This is a genomic window from Alkanindiges illinoisensis DSM 15370 (assembly GCF_000619845.1).
GTDB lineage: Bacteria > Pseudomonadota > Gammaproteobacteria > Pseudomonadales > Moraxellaceae > Alkanindiges > Alkanindiges illinoisensis.
Window position 1 is genome coordinate 375,902 of record NZ_JHUX01000003.1, and the last position, 26,747, is coordinate 402,648.

Here is a 26,747-nt window from a genome sequence, read left to right on the forward strand (position 1 = left end):
TATCAACAACGCATGGGACATTGCTCTGCAGCGAAAGCTGCTCCTCAATAGAGGGCGGGTTCTGCCAGCAGTTCCCGAGAGTTGGCCTATACGACAAGTCCACCCTCTATTGAATAGCAAGTATGTATCGACATTATCTATTCTAGAGGTATAGCCATGAAAAAGAATCATTCTATCCATATGCCACGTTTCGCACTGCTCACTGCGGCTGTCTTGTGCAGCACATTTACTCAAGCCAATGATAAACTGGTTTTACAAACCACATGGTATGCCCAGGCAGAGCAGGGCGGTTATTATCAGGCTGTTGCGCAAGGCATTTATAAAAAATACGGACTGGACGTGACGGTAAAGGCAGGCGGCCCGCAGGTCAATAATATGACCTTACTGCTGGCCAAGCGTGCAGACGTTATTATTAATTATGACCTGCAAGTGCTCAAAGGTATTGAGCAAGGTTTTCCCATCAAGGCAATTGCAGCACCATTCCAGTTTGATCCGCAAGGCATGCTGACGCATGGTGATGTCAAAAACCTGGCCGGCCTTAAAGGCAAAACCATCCTGGTTTCTGCCAGTGGGCAAGCCAGCTGGTGGCCATGGTTAAAAGCCAAATATCATCTGGAAGAAAGTCAGGCCCGTCCATACACCTTCAACATGCAGCCATTTCTGGCCGGCAAGAATGTTGCACAACAAGCCTATGCCACCTCAGAAGTCTTACAGGCCAAAAAAGCAGATCCGGGCAGTAATTTCTTCCTGTTTGCCAATGAGGGCTATCCGTCCTATGGCGGTATCCTGGTTACCCGCAACGATGTTCTGCAAAGCAAGCCGGATGTCCTGCAGCGCTTTGTCAAGGCTTCCATGGAGGGCTGGAAAAGCTATCTGGCCAACCCGGCACTGGGTAATGCCCTGATTAAAAAAGAAAACCCGAACATGACTGACGACGTGCTGGCGTTTGGGGTGTCGCAAATGAAAAAACTGCATTTGATTGATGGTGGCGATGCGGCAACCAAAGGTTATGGCGTGATGACCGATGCACGCTGGAAAGCCACACGGGATTTTATGGTAGAAACCAAGTTACTTGATGCCAAAACCAACTGGTCCAGTGCCTACACCACCCAGTTTTTTGCACCTGCCAGCAAAAAGCCGGCAAAGTAATTTCATTTTTAGGTGAGTAAAGAGTCGCAATACGCAACAATGGGGGAACCTAAAATGAATACTGCATTATCACTTGATTCAATGGTCGCAACGCCCAGGCCACAGGATATTCCCATGCTGATGGCAAACGGCGTTGAGAAAATCTATCCTAACGGCACACATGCGCTGGAGCGTCTGAACTTACACATTGCCCGTGGTGAAATCGTATCCCTGCTCGGCCCCTCAGGCTGTGGCAAAAGTACCTTGCTAAAGATGTTTGCTGATCTGGAGCAGCCCTCAGCAGGCCAGATTCGCTGGAATGGCAAAGGCGATATCCAGTCGCAGTGCAACATGGCCATGGTATTTCAGGAAGCGACGTTAATGCCGTGGGCCACGATTGAAGACAATGTTCGCCTGCCACTGGATTTACAGGGTATTTCCAAAAATACCAGTACGGCTAAAGTCCATGCAGCCCTGGAAGCAGTAGGCCTGGGCAAGTTTACCAGGGCGTTTCCGCGTGAGCTGTCCGGTGGCATGCAAATGCGTGCTTCGCTGGCGCGCGCGCTGGTGACCGAACCGGACTTGCTGCTGATGGATGAACCCTTTGGCGCGCTGGATGAGTTTACCCGGCAAAAACTGGACAGTGACATCCGGTCATTATGGGCGGAACAGGATCTAACCGTGGTGTTTGTCACCCACAGTATTTATGAGGCGGTGTATTTATCATCGCGCGTGATTGTCATGGGCGCACGGCCGGGCCGCGTGGTGGCTGATGTGGCGATTGAAGGCGCTGCCATTCGTGATGACCAATTCCGCACCTCGGAATCATTTATCAAGCAGTGTGCGCAATTGTCCTCAATTCTTGAGCAAGCCAGTGGAGGGACGCATCATGGCTAAACCGCTAATGAGTTATCCCGCGATCCAGCGGATTGTAGCGCCGCTCATTGTGGGGATTGTGCTGATCCTGAGCTGGCAAATCAGCTTTCAGCAGATGAATGTTCCTGTTTATATCGTGCCCAAGCCCAGTGATATCGCGCATACCATGGTCATACAGGCGCCGTTATTATTTGGCAGCTTACTGGTTACGCTTAAGATTACCCTGCTGGCATTTTTACTGGCGGTAGTCATTGGGGTAGTGGTTGCCTTTATTTTTGTGCAAAGCCGGGTGATTGAAGCCTGCGTGATGCCCTATGCCATTTTGTTTCAGGTCACGCCGGTGGTTGCCATTGCACCATTAGTCATTATCTGGATTCAAAACACCACAATGGCACTGGTCGTATGTGCGATGCTGGTTGCCGTATTTCCGGTACTCACCAACACCACACTGGGTCTGCGCAGTGTCAATGCCGGGCTGCTCAATCTGTTTCGCATCAATAAAGCCAGTCGCTGGCAGGTACTGATGCGTTTGCGTGTCCCCAATGCCTTGCCGTATTTTTTTAGTGGTTTGCGTATTTCCTGCGGTCTGGCCCTGATTGGTGCTGTGGTTGCCGAGTTTGTGGCTGGTACTGGCGGAACCAGTGCTGGCCTGGCCTACCAGATTTTGCAGGCAGGCTTTCAGCTGGATTTGCCACTCATGTTTGCTGCCTTAGTGTTGATTACCTGTACCGGCTTAACCCTGTTTATCATCATGTCCATGATAAGCCAGTTCTTTTTACGCAAATGGCATGACAGTGAATTGGGCTAGGGCATTTTGAGAATGAGTCAAATGAATATCTTGATTAAAAACGCCTATGCCATCCTTACTGGACAGGCAGGGCATCAGGCCAGACATACCGCAACAGATATCCGCATTGTTAATGGCATCATTCAGGATATGGGCAGTCTTACCGCACAGCCTGATGAACAGGTGATTGATGCCCGGGACTGTGTGATTTATCCGGCCTGGGTCAACACCCATCATCACCTGTTCCAGTCTTTACTTAAAGGCGAACCACAGGGCTTAAACCAGAGTTTAACACCGTGGCTGGCCGCAACACCTTATCGCTTCCGGGGATCATTTGATGAAGAAACCTTCAGGCTGGCGGCACGCATCGGCCTGATTGAACTGTTACGTTCCGGCTGCGCGACCGTGGCTGATCATCATTATTTATACTGGCCGGGCATGCCATTTGATGGCGCGGCTATTTTGTTTGAAGAAGCCACGCAACTGGGCATGCGCTTTGTGTTGTGCCGTGGCGGTGCGACGCAAACCCGCGGGCTGGAAGCCGACCTGCCACAGGCCATGCGACCGGAAAAATTTGATGCATTCATGCAGGATGTCGAGCGGCTGGTGGCCACATATCATGACCCATCCGCCAATGCCATGCGCCGGGTTGTCATGGCACCTACCACCACGCTGCACTCCACCACGGCACCTGAGCTGCGTGAAACAGCCCGATTGGCCCGGCAACTTAATATTCGGATGCATAGCCATTTATCCGAAACCGTAGATTATCTGGATGCCGCCAAAGCCAAGTTTGGCATGACCCCCATCCAGTTTTGTGCCGAACATGACTGGATTGGTGAAGATGTCTGGTTTGCCCATCTGGTCAAATTATTGCCGGAAGAAATTGCACTGCTGGGCCAGACCAGAACCGGAATTGCCCATTGTCCGCAAAGCAATGCACGTTTGGGCAGTGGTATTGCTGATCTGGTTGCGCTTGAACATGCTGGTGTAAAGGTGTCTATCGGGGTTGATGGGGCAGCATCCAACGAGGCGGCGGATATGCTGTCAGAAACCCATGCTGCATGGCTCTTGCAACGGGCCCGTAAAGGCATGCTGGCACAGCCCCGCTATGAGGGTGGCCTGTTTGAAGGCGGTGCGGATGCGGCGAGTATTGAAGATGTGATTCGCTGGGGCACTGCTGGCGGCGCACAGGTATTGGGCCTGGATAATATCGGCACGCTTGAGATTGGCAAGGCAGCTGATCTGGTGGTGTACCAGCTTGATGATCCGCGCTATTTCGGCCTGCATGACATGGCAATTGGACCCGTGGCGAGTGGTGGGCGGGCGCACATTAAAATCATGCTGATTAATGGGAAAGTCGTGATGGAGCATGACCAGATACCCGGTATCAGTATGCCGGAACTGGCTTTTCAGGCCCAGCAGGCGGTCAGACAGTTACAACAGCGCGCTAGCCGGATTGCTGTTGCCTAATTGATCCGGTTTACAGTATCCCTATAGTGAGGAGCCTGACTTGTATTGTGCATCAGTTTCAATGCACATTTAGGGATACTACGGATCACCATGATCCGCAACGTCCTGTAAGTAATGCAAGGCCTGTTTGGAACCGATTAAGCTTTAGACCGGATTGTTAAAGCATTTGTAAAAACTCAAAGGTAGAGCCGTGAATAGACTTGATGTTGATGGTGCCGCACTGGTACAGGAAATCCAGGCTGGCGCTTATCCGCGTGATATGGTGGGTTATGGTGCCCATCCACCACAGGCAAACTGGCCTAATCAGGCGAGGGTGGCTGTGCAGTTTGTGCTGAATTATGAAGAGGGCGGCGAGAGTCATGTTGCCCATGGTGATGCCGGTTCAGAGCAATTCCTGTCAGAAATTAGTGGCGCTGCCAGTTATCCAGATCGGCATTTGTCGATGGATTCGATTTATGAATACGGTTCAAGGGCAGGGTTCTGGCGCATTCATCAGGAGTTTGCCCGCCGTGGTTTACCGCTGACCATATTTGGGGTTGCCATGGCACTGGCACGTAATCCTGATGTGGTCGAAGCCATCAGGCAGCAGCAGTATGATGTGGTATCGCATGGCATGCGCTGGTTACATTACCAGAATGTGCCGGTTGAAACTGAACGGTTGCATATGGCGCAAGCATTGGCGGTATTACAGCACCTGTTTGGCAAGGCACCCATTGGCTGGTATACCGGCCGTGATAGCCCGCGCACACGGCAGCTGCTGGCAGAGTTCGATCATATTCAGTATGACAGCGATTATTATGGCGATGATTTGCCATTCTGGACCACACTGACCAATGCGCAAGGAAACACCAGACCGCATCTCATTGTGCCTTATACCTTGGACACCAATGACATGAAGTTTGCTGCACCAGCAGGCTTTGATCATGCCGAGCCGTTTTATCAGTATCTAAAAGATGCGTTCGATGTGCTGTATGCTGAAGGTGAGACTTCACCCAAAATGCTATCCATCGGGATGCACTGCCGCATTCTGGGGCGCCCTGCACGTTTTCGGGCATTACAGCGTTTTCTGGATTATATACAGGGCCACGATCAGGTCTGGATTTGCCGCCGGCATGATATAGCCATGCACTGGTATGCCCAGCATCCCTATAAAGAAAAGTAATTCATCATAAACGATGGACAGCAGAAAAATGAGTCTGGCAGGCTCAGGTATGACTATGCCTGCATGCTGACTATTGCTCAATCCATATAACGGTACAGTTCGGCTGGTACTGGCATAAACCCTGCTGCTCCTTGGAATGATAGGGGTCTATTTCAGTATGACACCTGCCAGAATTTATAGTAAAGCCCGCGTGATACATCAGTGAGTCATGCAGGCCGGTCTGCTGTTAGCTCAGGAATTGATATGTCTGCCCAGTTTGAAACAATAGATACGCCGTCACTTTGTGCCATACGCGCCAGCTTTCTGGATTTCAAACAGGTAGTCGGTCAGGCCAGTGATATTGTTTCACAGTTCCGTTTTATTCAGGATGGCTTGCTGGTTATTCAGCAAGGCAGGATTCTCTGGTTTGGTGAGTGGCAGCAAGGTCAGCATTTATATCCCGATTTAGCTGTTACCCATTATCCTGATCAATGGATTGTGCCGGGTTTTATTGATACCCATATTCATTATCCGCAAACGGAAATGATTGCAGCTTACGGTGAGCAGTTACTGAGCTGGCTGGAGAAATACACGTTTCCGGTAGAAATGCAGTTTGCCGATAAACAGTATGCCAGCGAGATTTCCAGATTCTTTATTCAGCAACTTTTCAGTAATGGCACCACCACGGCCCTGGTATTTGGTTCAGCACATCCGCAGTCAGTCGATGCCCTGTTTGAGGTGGCTGAAGAAGTGAACATGCGCTTAATTGCCGGCAAGGTGATGATGGATCGGCATGCCCCTGCTGAGTTATGTGACACGGTGGAATCGTCCTATACCGATAGCAAACGATTAATTGAAAAATGGCATGGCAAAGGCCGATTGCTGTATGCAATTACACCGCGCTTTGCCCCAACCTCTACGCCTGAGCAATTACAGGCTGCCCAGCGCTTGCGGGAAGAATTTCCTGACGTGTATGTACAAACCCATTTAAGTGAAAATCAGGCAGAAATTGAATGGGTAAAACAATTATTTCCTGAGCGGAAGAACTATCTGGATGTGTATCATCACTATGGTTTAACCGGTGAGCGCAGTGTATTTGCCCATGGTATTCACTTGTGTGAGGACGAATGGCAGTGTTTGAGTGAAACCCAATCCTCCATCGCGTTTTGTCCAACCTCCAACCTGTTTATCGGCAGTGGTCTGTTTAAGTTGACTGAGGCATGGAAGCATCAGGTCAGCGTAGGCATGGGAACGGATGTTGGTGGTGGCACGTCATTTAACATACTGCAAACCTTAAATGAAGCCTATAAGGTGATGCAATTACAGGGTTATAGCCTGTCGGCCTGTGAAGCTTTATACCTTGCCACCTTAGGGGCCGCCCATGCGCTAAAACTGGACGATAAACTGGGGAATTTTGCCATTGGTAAAGAGGCTGATTTTGTGGTGCTGGATCTTGAGGCAACGCCATTGCAACGCCTCAGGCAACAGCATTCGGGAACTGTTGATGAGAAACTGTTTGCCCTGATCATGCTGGGGGATGACCGTAATATTTATTGTACCTACGTCAATGGCGTATTGGTCCATCAACGCGATACCCGGTAATCGCACAAAGGTTGGTCTTTAGGTCGGTGACACCAGGTTTAAGTGACGTATCCCAAATTGTCTGCTTAGTGAGGCACGGGTTTGATGTTTATTGCTATTAATACATAGACTTTATTTGCAAAATGCAAAATCCGGAACAAAAATAGTTTCTGGTACTGGCTTTGCTGGGCATTGATAGAGCACTAAAAAAATGATGGGTGTGTTTGGCCTGACCCGGCTGGATTATTGGGGCGATGACTTTGGCGATCAATTGGAGAATTTTCTTGAAACTCATGGAATTTAATCAGTGTACTGATGAGGCGGCAACAAAAGTGTTGCAGTCCTGCGCGCATATGCCCTCATGGATCAGGGCACTGGTTCAGCAAAGACCGTATACAACGGTTGAACAACTTTATGAACAGGCAAAACAGCAGGCTGGTGACTGGCAATGGATAGAGGTAGAGCAGGCTTTGGCGCAACACCCCCGGATTGGCCAGAAACAGGCCGCTGCAGTGCTGAGTGAGGAAGAGCAGCAGTTTTCTGCCAATGAACAGCGTGATGTACAAACCAGTCAACACATGGAGCAGGCACTACTACAGGCTAACCAGGACTATGAGCAGCAATTTGGCCACATCTTTTTGATCCGGGCAGCAGGACGTACCGGAGAAGATATTTTAAGTGAGTTGCAGCGTCGCCTGAACAATACCGTCATACAGGAGCAGCAGGAGGTCATACAACAGCTGGCAGAGATTGCAGTGCTGCGTTTACAGCAGGGAGTAATTGCATGAGTATCATTACCACACATATTCTGGATGCAACTTTAGGGAAACCGGCCAGTGATGTTCTGGTACGGCTGTTCATATTGCAGGATGAACACTATATTTTGCTGGATCAAAAAACAACTGACCAGGATGGGCGTGTGAAAAATTTTGATTTGCCCATCTGTATTGCAGGGACTTATCAAATTCAGTTTGAGACATTGCCGTATTTTGCAGCACAACAACAGCAATGCTTTTATCCACGGGTTAGCATTGAGTTTATGGTCACAGCGCTGGACAGGCACTATCATGTCCCTTTACTGATTAGCCCATTTTCCTATTCGACCTATCGGGGCAGTTAAAATAGCCAGTTATATGTGGTTTGACTTTGCATGGTTTAGCCTGAGTATTCCAGCTTGCATTAACCGGCTTTGAACGTCTTGAGGGGTGTACATTTTTGGGCAATAGCGGCATAGGTTATATCTATTTTGTGATACTCCTGTTTGCACTGAAATTGCCGGAAAATAAAACCACTTTAGTTAAAATTTAATAAAAATAATATAAATCAATTAGATATGAATTAATAGAAGTCCGTATGTTACTTAGGCCTGAAGCAGGAGAGCAATATACGGGCTTGGCATATGCTTTGCTTGAACCTGATTATCTGTTTTTGCATATAAGGTCAGAACACAAAATGCGTCCATCCAGTAAGTGGGAATCTTTGGATGTTCCTTTATTACAGGTGCTACATGCCTTGCTCATTGAAAAAAGTGTTTCCAATGCTGCCCGCCGTTTAAACCAGTCACAACCTGCGGTGAGTACCTCACTGCGTAAATTGCGTGAAATTACCGGTGATCAGTTGCTGGTACGCAGCCGTAATGGCATGACACCTACAGAGCGCGGGCTGGCGTTGCTGGAACCTGTGACCCATGTGTTAAACCAGATTGAAAAAATTGGCGTGCAACAGGTGCATTTTGATCCTGCACAGTCCCGTCAGGTGTTTAATCTGGCAACGCCTGACTATTTAAGTGCCATTGATCTGGGCGAGGTGATTCGCCGTATTCGGGTAGAAGCCCCACATACCACCATCATGATTCATTCGCTGGGGCATGATTTTGATTATGCCCAGGCGCTGGAAAGCGGCATGCTGGATGCGGTGATTGCCAACTGGCCACAGCCACCAGAGCATTTGCGTCTGGCGCCCTTATTTGATGATGAGGTGGTCTGCCTGATGCGCAAAAGTCATCCACTGGCCAATAAGCCACTGACACTGGATGATTATTTGTCTGCCGAGCATCTGGCACCTACCCCTTACACAGTGGGCCAGCGTGGCGTGATTGACCTGCATCTGGCTAAGGAACGCCTAAAGCGCAATATTGTGGCATACGTGCCCTATTTTAGTATGGTGCCGTATATGCTGCTGCAAATGAATGCCGTGTTTTCGCTACCGCGTTCTTTTGCCAAGCATTATTGCTCACTGATGCCATTAACCATTTCTGAAATTCCAATTGATTTTCCCAAAATTCCCTTTTATGTGCTGTGGCATGAGCGCTCGCACCATTCCGAGGAATATCGCTGGTTTCGCGAGTTACTGGTTTCGGTGTTTCGCCATCATTAGGAGCAGGCTTAATTCATGGTGGCCATAAGAGGGATGGGTGAATCAGGTCTTAAAATTCCATAAAGATAAATTATTATCTCATTGATATAAATGGTTTTTGTTCTGATTTTTGTTGAGAGGCCGCCATCAGGTTTGATAGCTCATTTTCTATTATAGCGTCAACCGGTGTGCCAACAGGCTGATGCGCAAGTTATATGTTTTTCTTTATAGGATTAATGCACAACATCTTATATTTAAAAAGTTGGTAAGAAACTTGCCATTTATTTAATGGTCAGCAGCAGTGCAATAAAGCCGTACTGTGTCAGGTTTTAGATCCTGCTGAACAGGTGAATGATAGACCTTAAGTCTTGGTTTTTTACAGTTTTGAAGGGCGAATATGATGGCAAATTTACGAGTGGCAAAAGCATTCAAGTATAAAGCAGCATGGTGTGGTTTACTGGCAATTATGGGTGGGCTGTCTGCATCGTATGCCAGTGCAGCAACCTGGAGCGACACGGCATTAAGCTGGCGCTACGGCACGACCTTTGCCGAGCCTTTTGCCAATGATGCAGATGGCAGCCGTAAGGATATCAGCAAAAATATCATTGGGCTGACACATGCCAGTGGTTATCAGTATGGCAGCAACTTTTTTAATGCGGATATCCTGCTATCTGACTCCAATGATCCAGCGGGCGGTACAGCGGGTAAACCCGGTGCGCAGGAAGTTTATGTGGTATACCGTAATACCATTGATTTTGGTCTGGTGTCCAAAAAAGATTTGTCTTTGGGGCCTATTAAAAGCTTTGGACTAACGGGTGGTTTTGATTTAAATACCAAAAACGATTATTACGCTTCCAAAAAACGGATGCTGGTGCTTGGCCCAACCCTGATGCTGGATGTGCCGGGTTTTGCCAATTTTAGCGTATTGGGCCTGTATGAAAGCAATAGCCCAAACAGCATTGACAAGCGTTACACCTATGATTTTCATCCTGCGGCCCAGCTTACCTGGGGTATTCCAGTCAGTAAGCTGCCATTGTCTTTTGAGGGCTATGCGCTATGGATTGGCGATAAGGGGAAAAATGAATTTGGTGGTAAAACATCGCCAGAGTTTCATCTGGATACCAAACTGATGTATGACCTTGGTACGAATATTGGCCTGGGTAAAAATTCTTTTAAGATAGGTGCTGAATACGAGTACTGGCATAACAAATTTGGCAATACCGATAATGGCAATGAGGGCGCGACAGCCAGCACACCCATGATCCGCGCGGAATATCATTTTTAATGCAGGTGTGTAAGGCGCAGCACTGCGCTTGCCTATGAGCCACAAGATGGCATAAAGCTAAAAAACCCCTAATACGTTTAGGGGTTTTTTATAGCTCAACTGATCTGATTTTGTTTTATAGATAGGGTGTTGCTTCTCGTTGTTTAGAGAGGCAATCTGATATTAATGAAAAGCTGATGCACTGGAATACAGTATTTTTGCCAACCGGTTATGTTGTTCTATCACCACAGGCAGATCAATGGTATTGAGCTGGCCCTCTTGTACAACTACGTTGCCATTAATAATGGAATAGTCCACCTGTTGCGGCGCACAAAACAGCAGTGCTGCCACCGGATCATGAATAGCGGCGCCTGCCATAGCCAGGGTATCGGTTCTAAAAGCAATCACGTCTGCACTCATGCCAACCGCCAGTGCACCAATATCGTGACGACCCAATACCTTTGCACCACCCAAGGTTGCCATTTCCAGTGCCTGCCGCGCATTCAGTGCGGCCGGGCCATGTCCCACCCGTGCCAGTAACATGGCTTGCCTGGCTTCACCCAGCAGGTGTGCGCCATCGTTGGAAGCGGAGCCGTCCACACCCAGCCCAATATTTATACCGGCCTTGAGCATGGCTGGAATCGGTGCAATACCGGAAGCCAGCCGCATGTTGGAGCAGGGACAATGGGCAATGCCAGTCCCTGTACGTGCAAATAAATCAATGCCCTGATGATCCAGCTTGACACAATGGGCATGCCAGACATCAGCACCGACCCAGCCTAGCGATTCAGCATATTGCGCGGGGGTCATGCCAAATTTTTGCAGGCTATAGCTAATATCATTGTCGTTCTCGGCCAGATGGGTATGCAGGCCAACCCCATAACTGCGCGCCAGCAACGCTGATTCGCGCATTAAATCACGGCTGACTGAAAACGGTGAGCAGGGCGCAACCGCAATGCGCAACATGGCATGCGGCTGTGGATCATGCCATTGCTCAATCAGGCGCATGCTGTCGTTTAAAATCGCCTGTTCCTGTTCCACCAAGGCATCCGGTGGCAGACCACCCTGACTTTCCCCCACGCTCATGCTGCCACGACAGGCATGAAAGCGCATGCCAATCTGTTGCGCTGCTTCAATGGAATCATCCAGACGACAACCATTGGGATAAATATAAAGGTGATCACTGGAGGTGGTGCACCCAGATAAAATCAGTTCTGCCATGGCCGTTAAGGTAGACACCTGAATCATTTCAGGGGTCAGGCCCGCCCAGATGGGATATAGGCGTTGCAGCCAGCCAAACAGTTCGGCATCCTGTGCACCCGGAATGGCCCTGGTCAGGCTTTGGTACATATGGTGATGGGTATTGACCAGACCTGGCAGCAACACCCGATGCTGCATGTTGATGATTTGGTCAGGATGAATCTGCTGGCTATTCACCAACTGCTGCACTTCATCCGTGGTGCCAACGGCGGCAATCACACCATCACAAATCAATAAGGCGCCATCGCTGATTTCGCGACGGCTACTATCCATGGTGACCAGTACATCGGCATGCTGTAAAAAAATCGTGCTCACATTGAGTCCTGCTGTGTGGTGACAAAATGGGGAAGGTGAAAGGTTTAAGCACCAAAAAAATATCGAAGCGGGCGGATGACCACGCTTCGACATTTTTGGGATGTTGAGGAAAAATCCTCTGGTTTAGGCCTGAAAATTAAAAAGGTTTATTTAGGCAGTGAGCCAGTAACGCCCTGTACATAAAAGTTCATTTTGCTGAGTTCTGCATCAGAAAATACTTTGCCTTTGGCCACAATGACTTTGCCGCTCTGGTCAGCAATCGGGCCGGAAAACGGATGGAATTTGCCGGTACGGATATTTTCACGCACTGCCAGCACGGCACTTTTAGCCTCTGGGGTGATATCCGGGCCAAAGTTTTCAATATCAATGGCACCATGGCTGACACCCCACCAGATTTGACCGGGCTTCCAGGTTTTATTGAGCACATCACTCAACACTTTAGTATAAATGGTTTCCCAGTGAATCACCGAGGCCGCCAGTTGTGCTTTTGGCCCAAATTTATTCATGTTGGAATCCCAGCCAAAGGCATGCACACCCTTTTGTTCAGCGGCTTGTACCACTGCAGGCGAATCGGTATTTTGCATCAGGGTATCGCTACCTTGTGAAATCAGCGCCAGTGCTGCGTCGCGTTCCTTGCCCGGATCAAACCATGAGTTGACCCAGATCACCTGTGTAGTCACCTTGGGATTGACACTACGCGCACCCAGTGTGTAGGCATTGATATTGCGCACTACTTCCGGAATCGGGAAGGAAGCAACCACACCGATTTTATTGGTTTTGGTGGTTTTGCCGGCAATTACGCCCAGCATGTAGGCGCCTTCATAGGTATGTACATCATAGGTTCCCATGTTTTTGCCAGTCTTATAGCCCGTGGCGTGCATAAAAATGGTATTGGGATAAATCTTGGCCACCTTGGCCATCTGGTTCATATAGCCAAATGAGGTGGCAAACACGACTTTATTGCCCTGTTGTGCCAGGTTGCGCATCACCCGTTCGGCATCTGCAGTTTCTGGTACATTCTCGATATAGCTTGTTTTCACAGCTCCTTTAAGTTTGCTTTCCACAGCAAGGCGGCCCTGATTATGGGAGTATGTCCAGCCGTGGTCGCCTGTTGGCCCAATATAAATAAATGCAGCCTTGATCGGGTCGGCTGCTGAGGCAGGTGTCATTAAGCCAAGGCTTAACAAACTGCCCGTTAACAGTGCAATAGCGCCTTTTTTGAACTGATTAAACGCAAAAACGGTGGCAGGTTTGGTTTTATAAGGGTGTTGAAACATGAGTGAGTCTCCCAGCAGCATTGACCATTCAGATGAATTGAAAAGAACGTCAAAGCAGTTTGTTATCAGGTACACACCAGGCCAGTGCAGATCTTGGGGATTACAGCGAACTGGCCCGGTGTGTCATACGTCAGGGTTATCAAAGCAATTAATATTCCATTAGTCATGGCATTTGAGGCATGATGACTATGCGTAAAACCGAATTTTGCAGCAGTTTTTTCCCTGTACACTGAAAATAACAACGGCTGGTGAGGTGTATCAGTCACGGCATGAATAATGAGTGTATGGGGAAAGGATAATGAGCCAGCACAGTAGTGATCAGGTGTTATCAGACCAGATGCTATCAGCGCAGGATGCAGGATTTTTAAGACAATCCTTTGCGCTGGCTGCACAGACACGCCAGCAGGGTATGCACCCTTTTGCAGCAATTGTGGTGAACGAGCAGGGAGAGGTAGTGGCACAGGCGGGCAACAACTCTCTGCCACCAGCGGGTGATCCAACCCGCCATGCTGAAATTGTAGCCGCAGGGATGGCTGCCAAAATACTGACGCTGGCACAAATGAAACAATGCACGCTGTATACCAACGCAGAACCGTGCGCGATGTGTGCCGGAGCTATTTACTGGTCCGGCATTGGCAAAGTGGTTTACGGTATTTCTGAAACCCAGTTGCTGCAAATTACTGGTGATCATCCGGAAAATCCGACCATGTCGCTGCCGTGCCGGCAGGTGTTTGCCAGCGGGCAGCGCAGCATTCAGGTGATCGGCCCCTGCCTGGAGCAGGAAGCCGCCGCAGTGCATGACGGCTTCTGGCAACACTGAACGCTTAAACCTGACATCATGGGCAACGGCATATAAACCTAATACTAAAGTGGACATAGCGTTAAGGGACGATGCGCTATGGAATGGATGTTGCATTTATTGGTTATGAGGATGATTACTGTCATCCATGTGCTGATTTAATGGCTGGAAAGAAAAATGTCTAAAGCTTTACGGGACAGTGGTACAGAACGCCCAATACAATTTTATTTTCAGGGTAAGGTGCAGCAGGTTGACAACCCTGAGCCAACCCGCACTGTATTACAGTTTTTGCGTGAGGACTGCCGTGCAACTGGAACCAAGGAAGGCTGTGCCGAAGGCGACTGTGGTGCCTGTACGGTGGTGGTTGGCGAGCTAAAACCATCTGCGGATGGTGAGCAACACCTGCAACTGCGTGCCATTAATTCCTGTATCCAGTTTTTACCCACGCTGGATGGCAAGGCGCTGTTTAGTGTGGAAGACGTGGCACAGCTTGCTGTACAGGCCGATGAAGCTAAAGCGGAGCATCAACCTCAGCATTTTTCTGTAGATACAGTATCGCTATTGCATCCGGTGCAGCAGGCCATGGTGGAGCAGCACGCCTCGCAGTGCGGGTTTTGTACGCCGGGCTTTGTGATGTCGCTATGGGCGATGTATGAACAGCATACCGAGTGTCCATCCACTGAACAAATTACCGAATATTTGTCGGGCAACCTGTGCCGCTGTACGGGGTATCGTCCCATTCTGGATGCAGCCAAAGCGGCTTATTTATTGCCACGCCAAACGCTGGAAACCCGAAAAATTATTGATGCCTTAAATAGCCTGCAACAGCAGCACAGCCTTGGCTATAGCGCACATGGGCAACACTTTTTTGCGCCTAAAACTATTGAAGAACTGGCGCAGTTGCGTATGCAGTATCCGCAGGCACGCTTGCTGGCTGGCAGTACTGATATTGGCCTTTGGGTGACCAAACAGGGGCGGGCGCTAGGCGATATGATTTATCTGGGAGGCGTCGCGGAGTTAAAAACCATCCGGCAAACCGGGGAATATCTGGAAATTGGCGCCATGGCTTCACTGACCGATGCCTTTGCTGCACTCACCAGCCTGCATTACGGATGGACAGAGCTGGCACGGCGTTTTGCCTCCAGGCCGATTCAGAATGCAGGTACCCTGGGTGGTAATGTGGCAAATGGTTCACCCATTGGCGATTCCATGCCTGCCTTGATTGCCTTAAATGCCCGGGTGGTATTACAGCAGGATGAGGCGCTGCGGGAATTACCACTGGATGAATTCTATCTGGATTACCAGAAAACCGCGCTGGCCAGTAGCGAGTTTGTGCGTTCGGTCAAAATTCCTTATCCGTCTACTTCACAGGATACGCACCATTTTAGTACTTATAAAATTGCCAAACGCAATGAGCAGGACATTTCTGCGGTATGTGCAGCGTTTTCAGTTTATCTGGATAAACAAAACAGGGTGCAGCAAATCCGGATGGCCTATGGGGGCATGGCGGCCATTCCAAAGCGGGCACTACAGGCCGAGCAGGCCATGCTTGGGCAATTGTGGAATACACAAGTCATTCAATTGGCTCAACAGGCATTATGCAGTGATTTTTCGCCTCTAAGTGATGGACGTGCCAGCCGCGAATATCGCCAGTGGATTGCTGCCAATCTGTTGCAGCGTTTTTATCTGGAAAGTCTGGATGTGCAAAGTCTGGATATACAAAGCCTGCCTGTAAACAACCCTGATCCGGATGTGGCAGCAACCCGGCCTCCCAGACGATTGAGTAACCTGATTGCCACCGTTGATATTAGCGCTGAACCGGGAGTGGCACCATGAATCAAATTATTCCAGAGGGTATCAACCTACAGCGTGATACCTTAGGCGTGGAACATTTAACTGATAATCCTGCAAAACATTCCTTTATCGGCAAGTCCATTCCGCATGAAAGCGCGCATCTGCATGTCAGTGGCAAGGCAACCTATATTGATGACAGCGTAGAGCTGACGGGCACCTTGCATGCTGCTGTGGGTTTATCCACCTGTGCGCATGGCCGGATCAAGTCACTTGATTTATCCAGGGTATGGGCGGCGGCTGGTGTGCGTGATGTATTGCTGGCACAGGATATTCCACATAATAACTGTGGGCCAATGATTGCCGATGATCCGATTATTGCCGATGAGCTGGTCAGCTTTTATGGACAGGTCATTTTTGTGGTGGCAGCGGATACCTATCAGCAGGCGCGTGCTGCGGTACGGCTGGCTGTGGTGGAATATGAGGTACTGGAACCCCTATTGAGCATTCAACAGGCGATCCAGGCAGAATCATGGGTGTTGCCTCCGGTTGAGCTGTCCCACAATAAGGCACAGGACAAACTGGCACAGGCACCCTATCGCTTGCAGGGCAGTGCCAGCGTGGGCGGACAGGAGCATTTTTATCTGGAAGGTCAGATCTCCTATGCCTGGCCCAGAGAAGACCACACGCTGCATGTATTGTGTTCTACCCAGCATCCAACCGAAATGCAGTACCTGATTGGTCACGCGCTGGGTTACCGGGCGCATCAGGTCAGCATCGAAACCCGCCGGATGGGTGGTGGCTTTGGTGGCAAGGAGTCCCAGTCAGCACAGTGGGCCTGTATTGCAGCGTTGCTGGCGGTAAAAACCGGCAAGCCGGTCAAGTTGCGGCTGGATCGTGATGACGACATGGTGGCAACCGGCAAGCGTCACGGGTTTGATTATGAATGGGACGTTGGCTTTGATGCTGACGGGCGTATTGTGGGATTGTATATCCAGTTGGCCTCCAACTGCGGGTTTTCGGCAGATTTATCCGGGCCGGTGAATGACCGTGCCATTTGCCATGTGGATAATGGCTATTATCTGGATGCGGTGACTATTCGCAGTTTACGTTGTAAAACCAATACAGTATCCAACACGGCATTTCGTGGTTTTGGCGGGCCACAGGGCATGTTCCCGATTGAATATATTGTTGATGATATTGCCTATGCGCTGGACAAGGATCCGCTGGACGTGCGCCTGCTGAATTTTTATGATGAGGCAAATTCAGAAGCAGCCACAAAAACAGGCACCGATACAGTTACAGGGATTCGTAACACCACCCATTACGGCACTACCATTACCGATAATGTATTGCCTACGCTTGTTAATGAGTTGGCAGAAAGCTGCAATTACCACGCAAGGCGTGCCGACATTGCCCGCTTTAATGCGGATAGCCCGATCATCAAAAAAGGTCTGGCCTTAACGCCGGTCAAGTTTGGAATTTCCTTTAATGCTACCATGTACAATCAGGCGGGTGCGCTGATTCATGTGTATAGTGATGGCACAGTGCTGGTCAATCATGGTGGCACCGAAATGGGGCAGGGACTGTACAGCAAAATCCGCCAGATCGTCGCGCATGAGTTTAGCATTCCACTGGCTGATGTGCGGTTTTCTGCCACCGATACCAGCCGTGTCCCCAACACATCAGCTACCGCAGCATCCAGCGGTACAGACTTAAATGGCAAGGCGGCTCAAGCAGCCTGTATTACCATTCGTACCCGCCTGGCAATTTTCGCCAGTGAAATGGCAAATACCGACATCAGCACGGTTTATTTTAAAGATGGATATGTCTATGCTGGCCAACAACACTGGACTTTTGCAGAACTGGTGCTATCGGCGTATTACTCAAGAATCCAGTTGTGGGATAGCGGTTTTTATAAAACCCCGGATATTCACTGGAATCCTGCCATTCGCTATGGCAGGCCGTTTTATTATTTTGCCTATGGCGCGGCGGCCACCGAGGTTGCCATTGATACCTTAACGGGTGAAACCCGGATATTACGTACTGATATTTTGCATGATGTCGGGCAATCGATTAATCCGGCCATTGATATTGGTCAAATTGAAGGCGGCTTTATTCAGGGTATGGGCTGGCTGACCAGCGAGGAATTATACTGGGTAACCAGTGGGCCGAAGGCCGGGCATTTGTTTACCCACGCGCCATCCACCTACAAGATTCCTACCGCTGCCGATATTCCTGCGATTTTTAACGTAAAACTGTTTAATAACCGCAATGTGGAAGACACCATTTATCGTTCCAAGGCCGTGGGTGAACCGCCATTTATGCTGGCGTTATCGGTGTTTTCTGCCTTGCGTGATGCCGTCGCCGCCACCGTGCAAACCGATGTGCTGACGGCGCAGGGACTTAAGCAAAAACCATCATTACAGGCGCCAGCAACCCCGGAAAATATCCTGCGGGCAATTTATACGGCACAACAGCAGTCTTTAACTACAGACTTTTCAGCCACTGCCATAGATGCAGCTAATCATGATGCTGCACCTGTTAGGACGTAAGCCATGAAACTCTGGTTGTCCAGCTTGCCGTGCTGGTTGCAGCAGGGCAGTGATTGTGTGCTAGTCACAGTGGTACAGGTGCAGGGTTCTACGCCACGGGAAGCAGGTGCCAGTATGCTATTGCGCCTGGCTAATAATACTGGTGTGCAATCAGCCCAGCTAGCGGGTATGCAACAGGTCGACACCATCGGCGGCGGTCATCTGGAGTGGCAGGCCTGTCATATTGCGCAGCAAATGTTACAGGAATCCGGTGCGGTGCCCGTGCGGCTGGAGCGTTTTAATTTGGGGGCACGGCTAGGGCAGTGCTGTGGCGGACTGGCGCTATTGGTATTTGAAAAAATTTTGGCGAGTCAGTTGGATAGCTGGCAGCAGCGTAGGGAGTGCCTGACCACGCCGCGGTCTGCTGGCAACACGCCATACAGCCTACAGCGCCAGTTACAGGCAGGCCATGCAACATCACAATGGACATTCAGCGATCAAGATTCAGTCCAGACAGAAACAGCAGTTTTTTGCGTTCCCTCATCGGTAGATGCTCAGGACTGGTATTTTGAACAGACCTTGCTCAACCACCAGTTTCATGTGGTGGTGTTTGGTGCAGGTCATGTCGGGCAGGCTGTGGTACAGGCATTGTTACCGCTACAAGCCAGTATTTGCTGGGTGGATGTACGCGATCAGGTATTTCCAGCGTGGTCGCATCCTGATTTAAGCTGCATTTCAACCGATACGCCTGAATATGAAATTGAGCATGCACCCGCCAACAGTTATTTTTTGATCATGACCCATAATCATGCGCTGGATCTGGCTTTGTGCCACGCCTTATTCAAGCGGCATGACTATGCCTATTTTGGCCTGATTGGTTCTCACAGCAAGCGTGCGATATTTGAACGCCGTTTACGGCAACGTGGGGTCTTACAGACACAACTTGAACAAATGATCTGCCCGATCGGCGTGCAGGGCATTCACAGTAAGGAACCCGCAGCTATTGCCATTGCTGTCGTGGCACAGTTGTTACAGATGAAGTCATTATCCATGCAGACCGTTAAGGCTGAGGTTGCCGTACCGGGACTGGCTTGATGCTGGTTTTGCCTCATCTTCAGTCAATTAACCTGCCTGAGAAGCTTGGGCAGGTTTGAAGCTTAGGCAGGTTTGGATGATATCAAATCAAAAAAATTAATCCGCCAGTTTCCACGCTTGCCAGATCTGATCAATTTCTGCCAGTTGTCTGGCTTTTTCGGCATCACTTAACCAAGACGCGATAAAACTGTTTTTGGCCAGTTGTACGATATCCTGATCGGACAGATTCAATGCAGTAGTGCAAGCTTTAAAGTTATCATTCACATAACCGCCAAAATAGGCTGGATCATCCGAGTTAATCGTTACCAGCAAGCCCATATCCAGCATCTGTTTTAAGGGATGCTCCTGCATGGTAGTGAAAACCTTTAGGCGGATATTTGACAATGGGCAGACTGTCAAAGGTATCTGCTCAGCCACCAGTTGCCTGACCAGCTCAGCATTTTCAAGACTTCGTACGCCATGATCAATACGCTTTACATTCAACAAATGCAGCGCATCCATTACATATGCAGCCGGGCCTTCTTCCCCGGCATGTGCCACACAGGGCAGGTTTAGCTCCTGACAGCGTTTAAATAACCGTTCAAACTTGGCAGGCGGATGACCCTTTTCACTGGAATCCAGCCCGAAGCCATCAATGCCCTGCAAAAAAGGCATCGCCTGTTCCAGAACATCAAAGCCTTCCTGCTCGGTTAAGTGCCGTAAAAAACTGAATATCAGTCTGGATGATAGGCCCCACTGCGCCTGTGCCTCATCCAGTGCGCGGCGGATACCCTGATAAACAATGGCAAACGGCACGCCACGCAAGGTATGGGTTTGCGGATCAAAAAAGATTTCCGTGTGTACGATATTGTCGTCATGGGCTTTTTGCAGATAAGCCCACGTCAGGTCATAAAAATCCTGCTCGGTCAGCAACACGGCTGCACCGGCATAATACAGGTCTAAAAACGATTGCAGATTATGAAAATCATAGGCTGCACGTAGCTCGTCAATACTGGCATAAGGCAGGGTCACTTGATTACGCTGGGCCAGTGCAAACATCAGTTCGGGTTCAAGCGTGCCTTCAATATGCAGGTGCAGTTCGGTTTTGGGCAATTGTCCAATCAGTTGATACAGCCTGTGCTGCGTGTTAGTGCATTGCGTTGTCATGATGCGCCTATCCTCAGTATTTGGTCTAAGTATTTAACCTGATCAAAGTGAATGCCTAACTGATAGCCAGCATTGGGCCAGTGCGATGTGGTTTTAGCCATTATGTGTGTTTCGCCATAACCACTATATCCATTGTAGCCAGTCTGGGGCAGTGGCATAGAGGTTGCTTCTTTATATTTCACATAAAACACGGTTTAGCAATGCAGATTTGATCCCTGTCTGGCAATGCCTTTACTGGTTATTTAACGGCTCAAGAGCTGGTGAACGTTGGAGAGTTTTAAACATGAACAGCGCTGATTCCACTGAAAATCCGCTTGCAGATGGTATCGCCATAGCACAGGGGCCGGCCTCCGAAAACTCACCGCTACGTCTGGAGCTGGTCAATATTACCAAACGCTACAACGCGCTGGTTGCCAATGACCATGTCAGTTTAAAGGTGGGAGTGGGCGAAATTCATGCAGTGCTGGGTGAAAACGGAGCAGGTAAAAGTACTCTGATGAAAATTATCTATGGGGCAGTTAAAGCCAATGACGGTGAAATCATCTGGAATGGCCGCTCAGTCAGCATTGATAGTCCGGCGGCAGCACGCCGTCTGGGCATTGGCATGGTGTACCAGCATTTTTCCCTGTTTGAAACCCTAACGGTTGCCGAAAATATTGCGCTGGGACTGGAAGAAAAATTTGATCTGGCGGCACTGTCAGCCCGGGTGATTGAAGTCTCGGAAAAATATGGCTTGCCACTTGACCCCAAGCGTACTGTTTATAGCTTGTCAGTCGGGGAGCGGCAACGGGTAGAAATTGTGCGTTGCCTGCTGCAAAACCCATCCCTGCTGATCCTGGATGAACCCACGTCGGTGCTGACCCCGCAAGCGGTACAAAAGCTGTTTGAAACCCTGCGACGATTGGCCAGTGAAGGCGTGTCCATTTTATATATCAGCCATAAGCTCAATGAAATCCAGAGTCTGTGTGACAAGGCGACCATTTTACGCGGTGGCAAAGTGACCGGGGTGGCAAATCCTAAACAGGAAACTACCAGCAGTCTGGCACGCATGATGATCGGACGTGACCTGCCTGCCTATGAACATCCTGCCTATCAGGGCGAAGTGAAACCGGTATTTTCAGTCAATCAGTTAAGCCTGAGATCAAGTGATCCGTTTGGGACGTCCTTAAAAGATATTTCACTCACCCTGAATGCGGGTGAAATTCTTGGCATTGCGGGTATTTCCGGTAATGGTCAGGCAGAACTTCTGGCTGCCCTGTCTGGTGAGGCGCCCACTGCCAAAGACAGCATTAGCTTAAATGGCCAGCCTATTGGCCATTTGAATGCAGGCCAGCGCCGTGATCTGGGTTTTGGCTTTGTGCCCGAAGAGCGGCTGGGTCGTGGTGCAGTGCCTGCCATGACATTGATCCAGAATGCGCTACTGACGGCATCACGGCAGGGTCTGGTGTGCATGGGACTAGTGAGTTATCACAAGGCGCGGGACTTTGCCAAACGCTGTATTGAACAGTTTGATGTGCGCACAGGTGGTACTGAGTCAGCAGCACGTTCGTTGTCTGGCGGTAACCTGCAAAAGTTTATTGTCGGCCGTGAAATCATGCAAAACCCGAAAGTAATGGTGGTGGCACAGCCAACCTGGGGTGTGGATGTCGGGGCATCAGCGTTTATTAGGCAGACCCTGATCGACCTGTCCCGGCAGGGTGTGGCCATTCTGGTAATTTCCGAGGAACTGGAAGAGCTGTTTGAAATCAGTGACCGTATTGCTGTGCTGGCAGCGGGACAGTTGTCTGACGCCCAGCCTGTTGACCAAACCAATGCCGAAGCCATAGGGCTGCTAATGTCAGGGTTACAGGCAGCAAACACCAGCCAGCCACAAACCGTTGTCAAGACGGCTGAAGGGATGGCCTAAGCAGACAAAATGTTGTTGATCACGTATCTGCTGGCAGCAGATCAATGATTGACCCGTAAGATAGAAGGGTTGAATGATGCATTTATTAGAACCGCGTGCTAATCCATCGCAATTGATGAAGTGGTTATCTCCCGTGATTGCATTACTGGCCATGCTGATGGTGGGTAGCCTGTTATTTCTGGCACTGGGTAAAAACCCGCTGCATGCCTTTTATATATTCTTTATTGCGCCACTAACGACCATGTATGGCTGGAGTGAGTTGCTGATCAAGGCCAGTCCACTGATTCTGATTGCACAGGGGCTTGCGATTGGTTTTCGCGCGCGCCTGTTTAATATTGGCGCTGAAGGTCAGCTTACCATGGGTGCGCTATTTGGTGGAGGCATTGCCATTGCCTGTCAGGGAATGGATTCAATCTGGGTTTTGCCATTGATGGTGCTTTTCGGGGCAATCGGTGGCGCACTGTGGGGCGCTATTCCTGCCTTTTTAAAAGTCAGGTTTAACGCACAGGAAACCCTGACGACTTTAATGCTCAACTATGTGGCTACCTTTATTTTGCTGTACCTGATCAATGGCCCGTGGCGTGATCCTTCTGGCATGAACTTTCCGCAATCCATCATGTTTGAAGGCAGCACGCTGTTTCCCATCATTATGGAAGGCACCCGGATTAATGCCTCAATCTTTATTACCATTTTTGCGGTACTGGCTTTCTGGCTGTTTGGTTCACGCAGCTTTCTGGCCTATTCGCTGGAAGTCGGTGGGCAGGCTCCTGATGCGGCGCGCTATGCCGGGTTTTCTGCCAAACGGGCGATCTGGTTTAGCCTGATTATCTCTGGAATGATGGCTGGTATTGCAGGAGTAGGCGAAATTGCCGGGCCAGTGGGCCAGCTCACTCCCAATATCTCTCCCGGGTATGGCTTTGCTGCCATTATTGTGGCGTATCTGGGTCGCTTAAATCCTGTTGGAATGGTGCTGTCCGGTTTTCTGATGGCCGTGCTGTATCTGGGTGGGGAAGCTGCACAAATGGAATTACAGCTACCCGCGGCAATTACTGGTTTGTTTCAGGGCATGCTGCTATTTTTCCTGCTGGCGGCTGATGCTTTTATTGATAACCGCTACCGCTTTGGCGCACGCCGTCACAAGGCTATGCCCAAGAAACCTGAAAATAAGAAGCCTGACAATGTACTGGCGGCCTCATGATGCTCTGTTTTTATGATTTGAGAAAAAACTTTTTGGCGCTGCAACCCGTAAGACCACCCGTAATAAAGGAAAATTAATATGCTTGATTTGGTGCCAATTCTGGCTGGTACGCTTGCTGCGGGTACGCCACTGATTTTTGCAGGCATTGGAGAGCTGGTTGCCGAGCGTACTGGTGTCATTAACCTGGGCGTGGAAGGCATGATGCTGATTGGTGCCATTGCTGGTTTTGCCTTTTCCACCCAGACGGGTCTGGGGGCCGGGGTAGGGTTAATGGCAGGTGCAGTGGCCGGGATGTTAACGGCACTGCTGTTTGCCATTCTTGCCCTGTCGCTGGCTGCCAATCAGGCCGCCTGTGGTTTGGCACTCACCATTTTTGGGGTAGGACTGTCGGCGTTTATCGGACAAAACTTTGTCAGTACCAGTTTACCCGGCTTACAACCTTTAAGTATTCCCGGCCTGTCTGATATTCCCTTGATTGGCCCGATTCTATTTCATCAAACCTATGTGGTGTACCTGTCCATTATTACCTTGTTGCTGGTCTGGTGGGTATTGGCAAAAACCCGTTTGGGGCTGTTGCTCAAGGCAGTGGGCGAGTCACCTGAATCGGCGCATGCCATGGGCTATCATGTGCTGGCCATCCGTTATGGCGCAGTGCTGTTTGGTGGTGCAATGGCCGGGATTGGTGGTGCATTTTTATCGACCGTCTATACACCGCTATGGGTAGAAAACATGGTGGCTGGCCGTGGCTGGATTGCCATTGCGCTGGTGGTATTTGCCACATGGAAACCGTTGCGCCTGATGCTGGGTGCTTATTTGTTTGGCGGGGTGACCATTCTGCAATTTCATGCACAGGCATTGGGCATTGAGGTCCCTGTCGAGGCACTGGCTGCACTGCCATATCTCGCCACTATTATTGTGCTGGTGATTATTTCCCGTGACCATAAATTACTGCGCATGAACCTGCCAGCGTCACTGGGTAAATCATTTTTGCCTTAAACCGGTCGCAGCTCATCATTTAAATAATAACTTAATACAGTATTGCTGGCATCAAGTTCCGCTAAATAAAAAGGACAGTACTAAAGCCTGAAATCAAAATGTATGCTTATTGAATTTCAGGCTATTGATGAAATTTAATAAGCATTATTTTGTCTGTTTATTATTTCTTATTATTTTAGTCCCAATACCTGCTGATAGGGCTTAAAGCCTTCCATCACAGCATTGGCAATCAGTTGAATAAAGGGTTTGATACTTTTAGAAGTTGTCCACTGATCCAAAGCCTCATAATAGGCTAACCGGTTTTCAACGGTAATCACACAAGGAGGATAACCGGCTTTCATCAGTTCCAGATTCATCAGTAAACGGGATGTCCTGCCATTGCCATCAATAAAAGGATGAATGCCAACAAAATCTGCATGAACATAAGCAGCCCGTTCAACCGGATGAAGATGAGCGGCCTGTTGATGATACCACTCAACAAACTGATTCATTTTGTCAGCAATCACTGTATGGTCGGGTGGCGTATGGGAGGCACCCGCAATCAGTACATTGTTTTGCCGATAGCGACCAGCATTTTCATCATCAATATTTTTTAGGACTAACTGGTGAATATTACGGATTTGCCACTCTGAAAAAGTCTCATGCTTTTTAATAATATCCTCAACAAAAAAAATGGCATTACGATGGTTAATCGCTTCAAAGTGTTCACGGATTGCTTTACCACCCACCGTAATGCCTTCTAAGACAACCTTGGTCTCAAGCAAGGTAAGCGTATTGCCTTCAATGGCATTGGAGTGATAAGTCCAGCGTAACACCAAATCATCGTGCAGGTTCTTGACCACCGCACCCGGCAGAGGACGGTGATTATCAAGCTGATGCTTTAACTGATCGATTCGTTCAAACACGCCACTGACCTAAAAAAATCATTCTCTTGATCATACCTGATATGCCTAAAATGAAAAAATAAAGTTTTATGGTTAATATCAAAAAAACCTTAATTATCAAAGGACAAATATTGCTACTTTTGAAGAGTGTGTAAGAGCTTATAGTTTTGATAAAAAATAACTGATTTACGCTACTAAATTATAAAATAAGTAATTGATATTTAAAGTTAATTTTTCTTAAAACTGTGTTCTTGGGTGTTTCTAATAAAAGTGTACCTTGTAGTATACCTTATTAAGAAAATTATAGAAAAATTCAATGAAATCAGTAGTAAAATACTGCTGCATCGTGGGGAGGTGTGAACTGATATCGAGCATGGGATTGGTGGCGTTCACTGGGTATAAAATCCTCTGGAAACAATAAGAACAGATAAGTTATGCATGCGTTAATTTTTCGCAGCTATTCGATAAGAATCACTTTGTTCCTTAAAAAATATATTTTTTCAAAGGTGAAATAAAGTTATCGAAACCTAAAAAACACGCGGTATTGCATTTATATTTTATTTTATCAAATTTAGGGGTGTTAATGAAAAGGAATAAGTCATGCAAGATGTGAGCGTTAAGCGCAGGGTAGCCTTATCCACTTGTGCCATTGAAAAAATGAAAGCAGGCGATACCGATAAAAGTGATATTGGTGAGTATATTGGTTTAAGAGTAATGTGTAGCAAAGCTGGTGCAAAAAGCTTTGTCTATCGTTATCGAAGCCCTATTGATAATTCATTAAAAAAATAGCCCGTGGGGCATATCCTGCCATGTCGCTTGCAAAGGTCCGGGTATCCTTATAAACAATTGATATTAAGATAAATAATAAATGAGCATTACCAATTTTACTTTAGTAATTTTTGGATTATTTCTGCGGATACTTAAGACCGAAAACGCACTTT

General features: G+C 48.8%; 21 protein-coding genes and 1 pseudogene. 18 read left to right on the forward strand and 4 right to left on the reverse strand.

The features are described 5' to 3' along the window. The first annotated feature begins 180 nt into the window (after positions 1-180). The 10 genes from Q337_RS0102025 to Q337_RS0102075 all read left to right on the forward strand — a co-directional run bounded on the left by Q337_RS0102025 (position 181) and on the right by Q337_RS0102075 (position 10,626). Positions 181-1,149: an ABC transporter substrate-binding protein gene (locus Q337_RS0102025; RefSeq protein WP_228133102.1), complete on the forward strand. Its 969-nt coding sequence runs from the start codon at positions 181-183 to the stop codon at positions 1,147-1,149. A gap of 54 nt (positions 1,150-1,203) precedes the next feature. Next, entirely contained in the window at positions 1,204-2,025 is an 822-nt protein-coding gene (locus tag Q337_RS0102030) for an ABC transporter ATP-binding protein (RefSeq protein ID WP_026470163.1), read from the forward strand. Continuing rightward, positions 2,018-2,812, forward strand: a complete 795-nt coding sequence (locus Q337_RS0102035; RefSeq protein WP_026470164.1) for an ABC transporter permease — start codon at positions 2,018-2,020, stop codon at positions 2,810-2,812. The genes Q337_RS0102030 and Q337_RS0102035 overlap by 8 nt, the downstream gene beginning before the upstream one ends. A 21-nt stretch (positions 2,813-2,833) precedes the next feature. Beyond that, positions 2,834-4,264, forward strand: a complete 1,431-nt coding sequence (locus Q337_RS0102040) for an amidohydrolase family protein (RefSeq protein WP_034279320.1) — start codon at positions 2,834-2,836, stop codon at positions 4,262-4,264. A 259-nt stretch (positions 4,265-4,523) separates the two neighbouring features. Beyond that, positions 4,524-5,426 carry an allantoinase PuuE gene (gene puuE, locus Q337_RS0102045; RefSeq protein ID WP_051526696.1) on the forward strand — a complete coding sequence of 301 codons (903 nt, stop codon included), beginning with the start codon at positions 4,524-4,526 and terminating at the stop codon, positions 5,424-5,426. A 243-nt stretch (positions 5,427-5,669) separates the two neighbouring features. Further along, positions 5,670-7,007 carry a guanine deaminase gene (gene guaD / locus Q337_RS0102050; protein WP_051526488.1) on the forward strand — a complete coding sequence of 446 codons (1,338 nt, stop codon included), beginning with the start codon at positions 5,670-5,672 and terminating at the stop codon, positions 7,005-7,007. A gap of 263 nt (positions 7,008-7,270) precedes the next feature. After that, the gene (gene uraD, locus Q337_RS0102060) at positions 7,271-7,774 is read left to right on the forward strand and encodes a 2-oxo-4-hydroxy-4-carboxy-5-ureidoimidazoline decarboxylase (RefSeq protein WP_026470168.1); all 504 of its coding nucleotides are present in this window, start codon (positions 7,271-7,273) and stop codon (positions 7,772-7,774) included. After that, positions 7,771-8,106: a hydroxyisourate hydrolase gene (gene uraH / locus Q337_RS0102065; protein WP_026470169.1), complete on the forward strand. Its 336-nt coding sequence runs from the start codon at positions 7,771-7,773 to the stop codon at positions 8,104-8,106. Before uraD ends, uraH begins: the two co-directional genes overlap by 4 nt. A gap of 332 nt (positions 8,107-8,438) precedes the next feature. After that, positions 8,439-9,362, forward strand: coding sequence for a LysR substrate-binding domain-containing protein (locus Q337_RS0102070; RefSeq protein WP_026470170.1), 924 nt, complete (start codon positions 8,439-8,441; stop codon positions 9,360-9,362). A gap of 379 nt (positions 9,363-9,741) precedes the next feature. Further along, a complete protein-coding gene (locus Q337_RS0102075; protein WP_026470171.1) occupies positions 9,742-10,626 on the forward strand; it encodes an outer envelope protein in 885 nt (294 codons plus the stop codon). Positions 10,627-10,788: 162 nt separating this feature from the next. On the opposite strand, the gene Q337_RS0102080 is transcribed toward Q337_RS0102075, so the two are convergent. Together Q337_RS0102080 and Q337_RS0102085 are read right to left on the reverse strand one after the other, a co-directional pair. Further along, complete coding sequence (locus tag Q337_RS0102080; RefSeq protein ID WP_026470172.1) at positions 10,789-12,180, reverse strand: 8-oxoguanine deaminase; 1,392 nt, start codon at positions 12,178-12,180, stop codon at positions 10,789-10,791. Positions 12,181-12,326: 146 nt separating this feature from the next. Further along, the gene (locus Q337_RS0102085; protein WP_051526698.1) at positions 12,327-13,457 is read right to left on the reverse strand and encodes a BMP family ABC transporter substrate-binding protein; all 1,131 of its coding nucleotides are present in this window, start codon (positions 13,455-13,457) and stop codon (positions 12,327-12,329) included. 298 nt (positions 13,458-13,755) lie between these two features. Here Q337_RS0102085 and Q337_RS0102090 point away from each other — a divergent pair, with 298 nt between their 5' ends. The 4 genes and pseudogenes from Q337_RS0102090 (at position 13,756) to xdhC (ending at position 19,676) form a co-directional block, all read left to right on the forward strand. After that, positions 13,756-14,277 carry a nucleoside deaminase gene (locus Q337_RS0102090; protein WP_051526489.1) on the forward strand — a complete coding sequence of 174 codons (522 nt, stop codon included), beginning with the start codon at positions 13,756-13,758 and terminating at the stop codon, positions 14,275-14,277. Between the two features lie 156 nt (positions 14,278-14,433). Continuing rightward, positions 14,434-15,969, forward strand: a pseudogene (gene xdhA, locus Q337_RS16435) (xanthine dehydrogenase small subunit); the annotation flags it as partial. 119 nt (positions 15,970-16,088) lie between these two features. Continuing rightward, complete coding sequence (gene xdhB / locus Q337_RS16440) at positions 16,089-18,602, forward strand: xanthine dehydrogenase molybdopterin binding subunit (RefSeq protein ID WP_084494676.1); 2,514 nt, start codon at positions 16,089-16,091, stop codon at positions 18,600-18,602. Between the two features lie 3 nt (positions 18,603-18,605). Continuing rightward, entirely contained in the window at positions 18,606-19,676 is a 1,071-nt protein-coding gene (gene xdhC, locus Q337_RS16445; protein WP_051526490.1) for a xanthine dehydrogenase accessory protein XdhC, read from the forward strand. Between the two features lie 96 nt (positions 19,677-19,772). On the opposite strand, the gene Q337_RS0102115 is transcribed toward xdhC, so the two are convergent. Next, positions 19,773-20,822: an adenosine deaminase gene (locus tag Q337_RS0102115; protein ID WP_051526491.1), complete on the reverse strand. Its 1,050-nt coding sequence runs from the start codon at positions 20,820-20,822 to the stop codon at positions 19,773-19,775. A gap of 283 nt (positions 20,823-21,105) precedes the next feature. On the opposite strand from Q337_RS0102115, the gene Q337_RS0102125 reads away from it, so the two are divergent. The 3 genes from Q337_RS0102125 to Q337_RS0102135 all read left to right on the forward strand — a co-directional run bounded on the left by Q337_RS0102125 (position 21,106) and on the right by Q337_RS0102135 (position 24,922). Beyond that, entirely contained in the window at positions 21,106-22,728 is a 1,623-nt protein-coding gene (locus tag Q337_RS0102125) for an ABC transporter ATP-binding protein (RefSeq protein ID WP_051526492.1), read from the forward strand. A gap of 76 nt (positions 22,729-22,804) precedes the next feature. Next, positions 22,805-23,926 (forward strand): ABC transporter permease, encoded by a 1,122-nt coding sequence (locus Q337_RS16450; protein WP_034279326.1) that lies wholly within the window; start codon positions 22,805-22,807, stop codon positions 23,924-23,926. Positions 23,927-24,004: 78 nt separating this feature from the next. Continuing rightward, on the forward strand, positions 24,005-24,922 hold the full coding sequence (locus tag Q337_RS0102135) for an ABC transporter permease (RefSeq protein ID WP_026470178.1): 918 nt from the start codon (positions 24,005-24,007) through the stop codon (positions 24,920-24,922). 170 nt (positions 24,923-25,092) lie between these two features. On the opposite strand, the gene Q337_RS0102140 is transcribed toward Q337_RS0102135, so the two are convergent. After that, entirely contained in the window at positions 25,093-25,827 is a 735-nt protein-coding gene (locus Q337_RS0102140) for a Fic family protein (protein ID WP_026470179.1), read from the reverse strand. A gap of 579 nt (positions 25,828-26,406) precedes the next feature. On the opposite strand from Q337_RS0102140, the gene Q337_RS0102145 reads away from it, so the two are divergent. Further along, positions 26,407-26,595 (forward strand): Arm DNA-binding domain-containing protein, encoded by a 189-nt coding sequence (locus Q337_RS0102145; RefSeq protein WP_026470180.1) that lies wholly within the window; start codon positions 26,407-26,409, stop codon positions 26,593-26,595. The last annotated feature ends 152 nt before the right edge of the window (positions 26,596-26,747 follow it).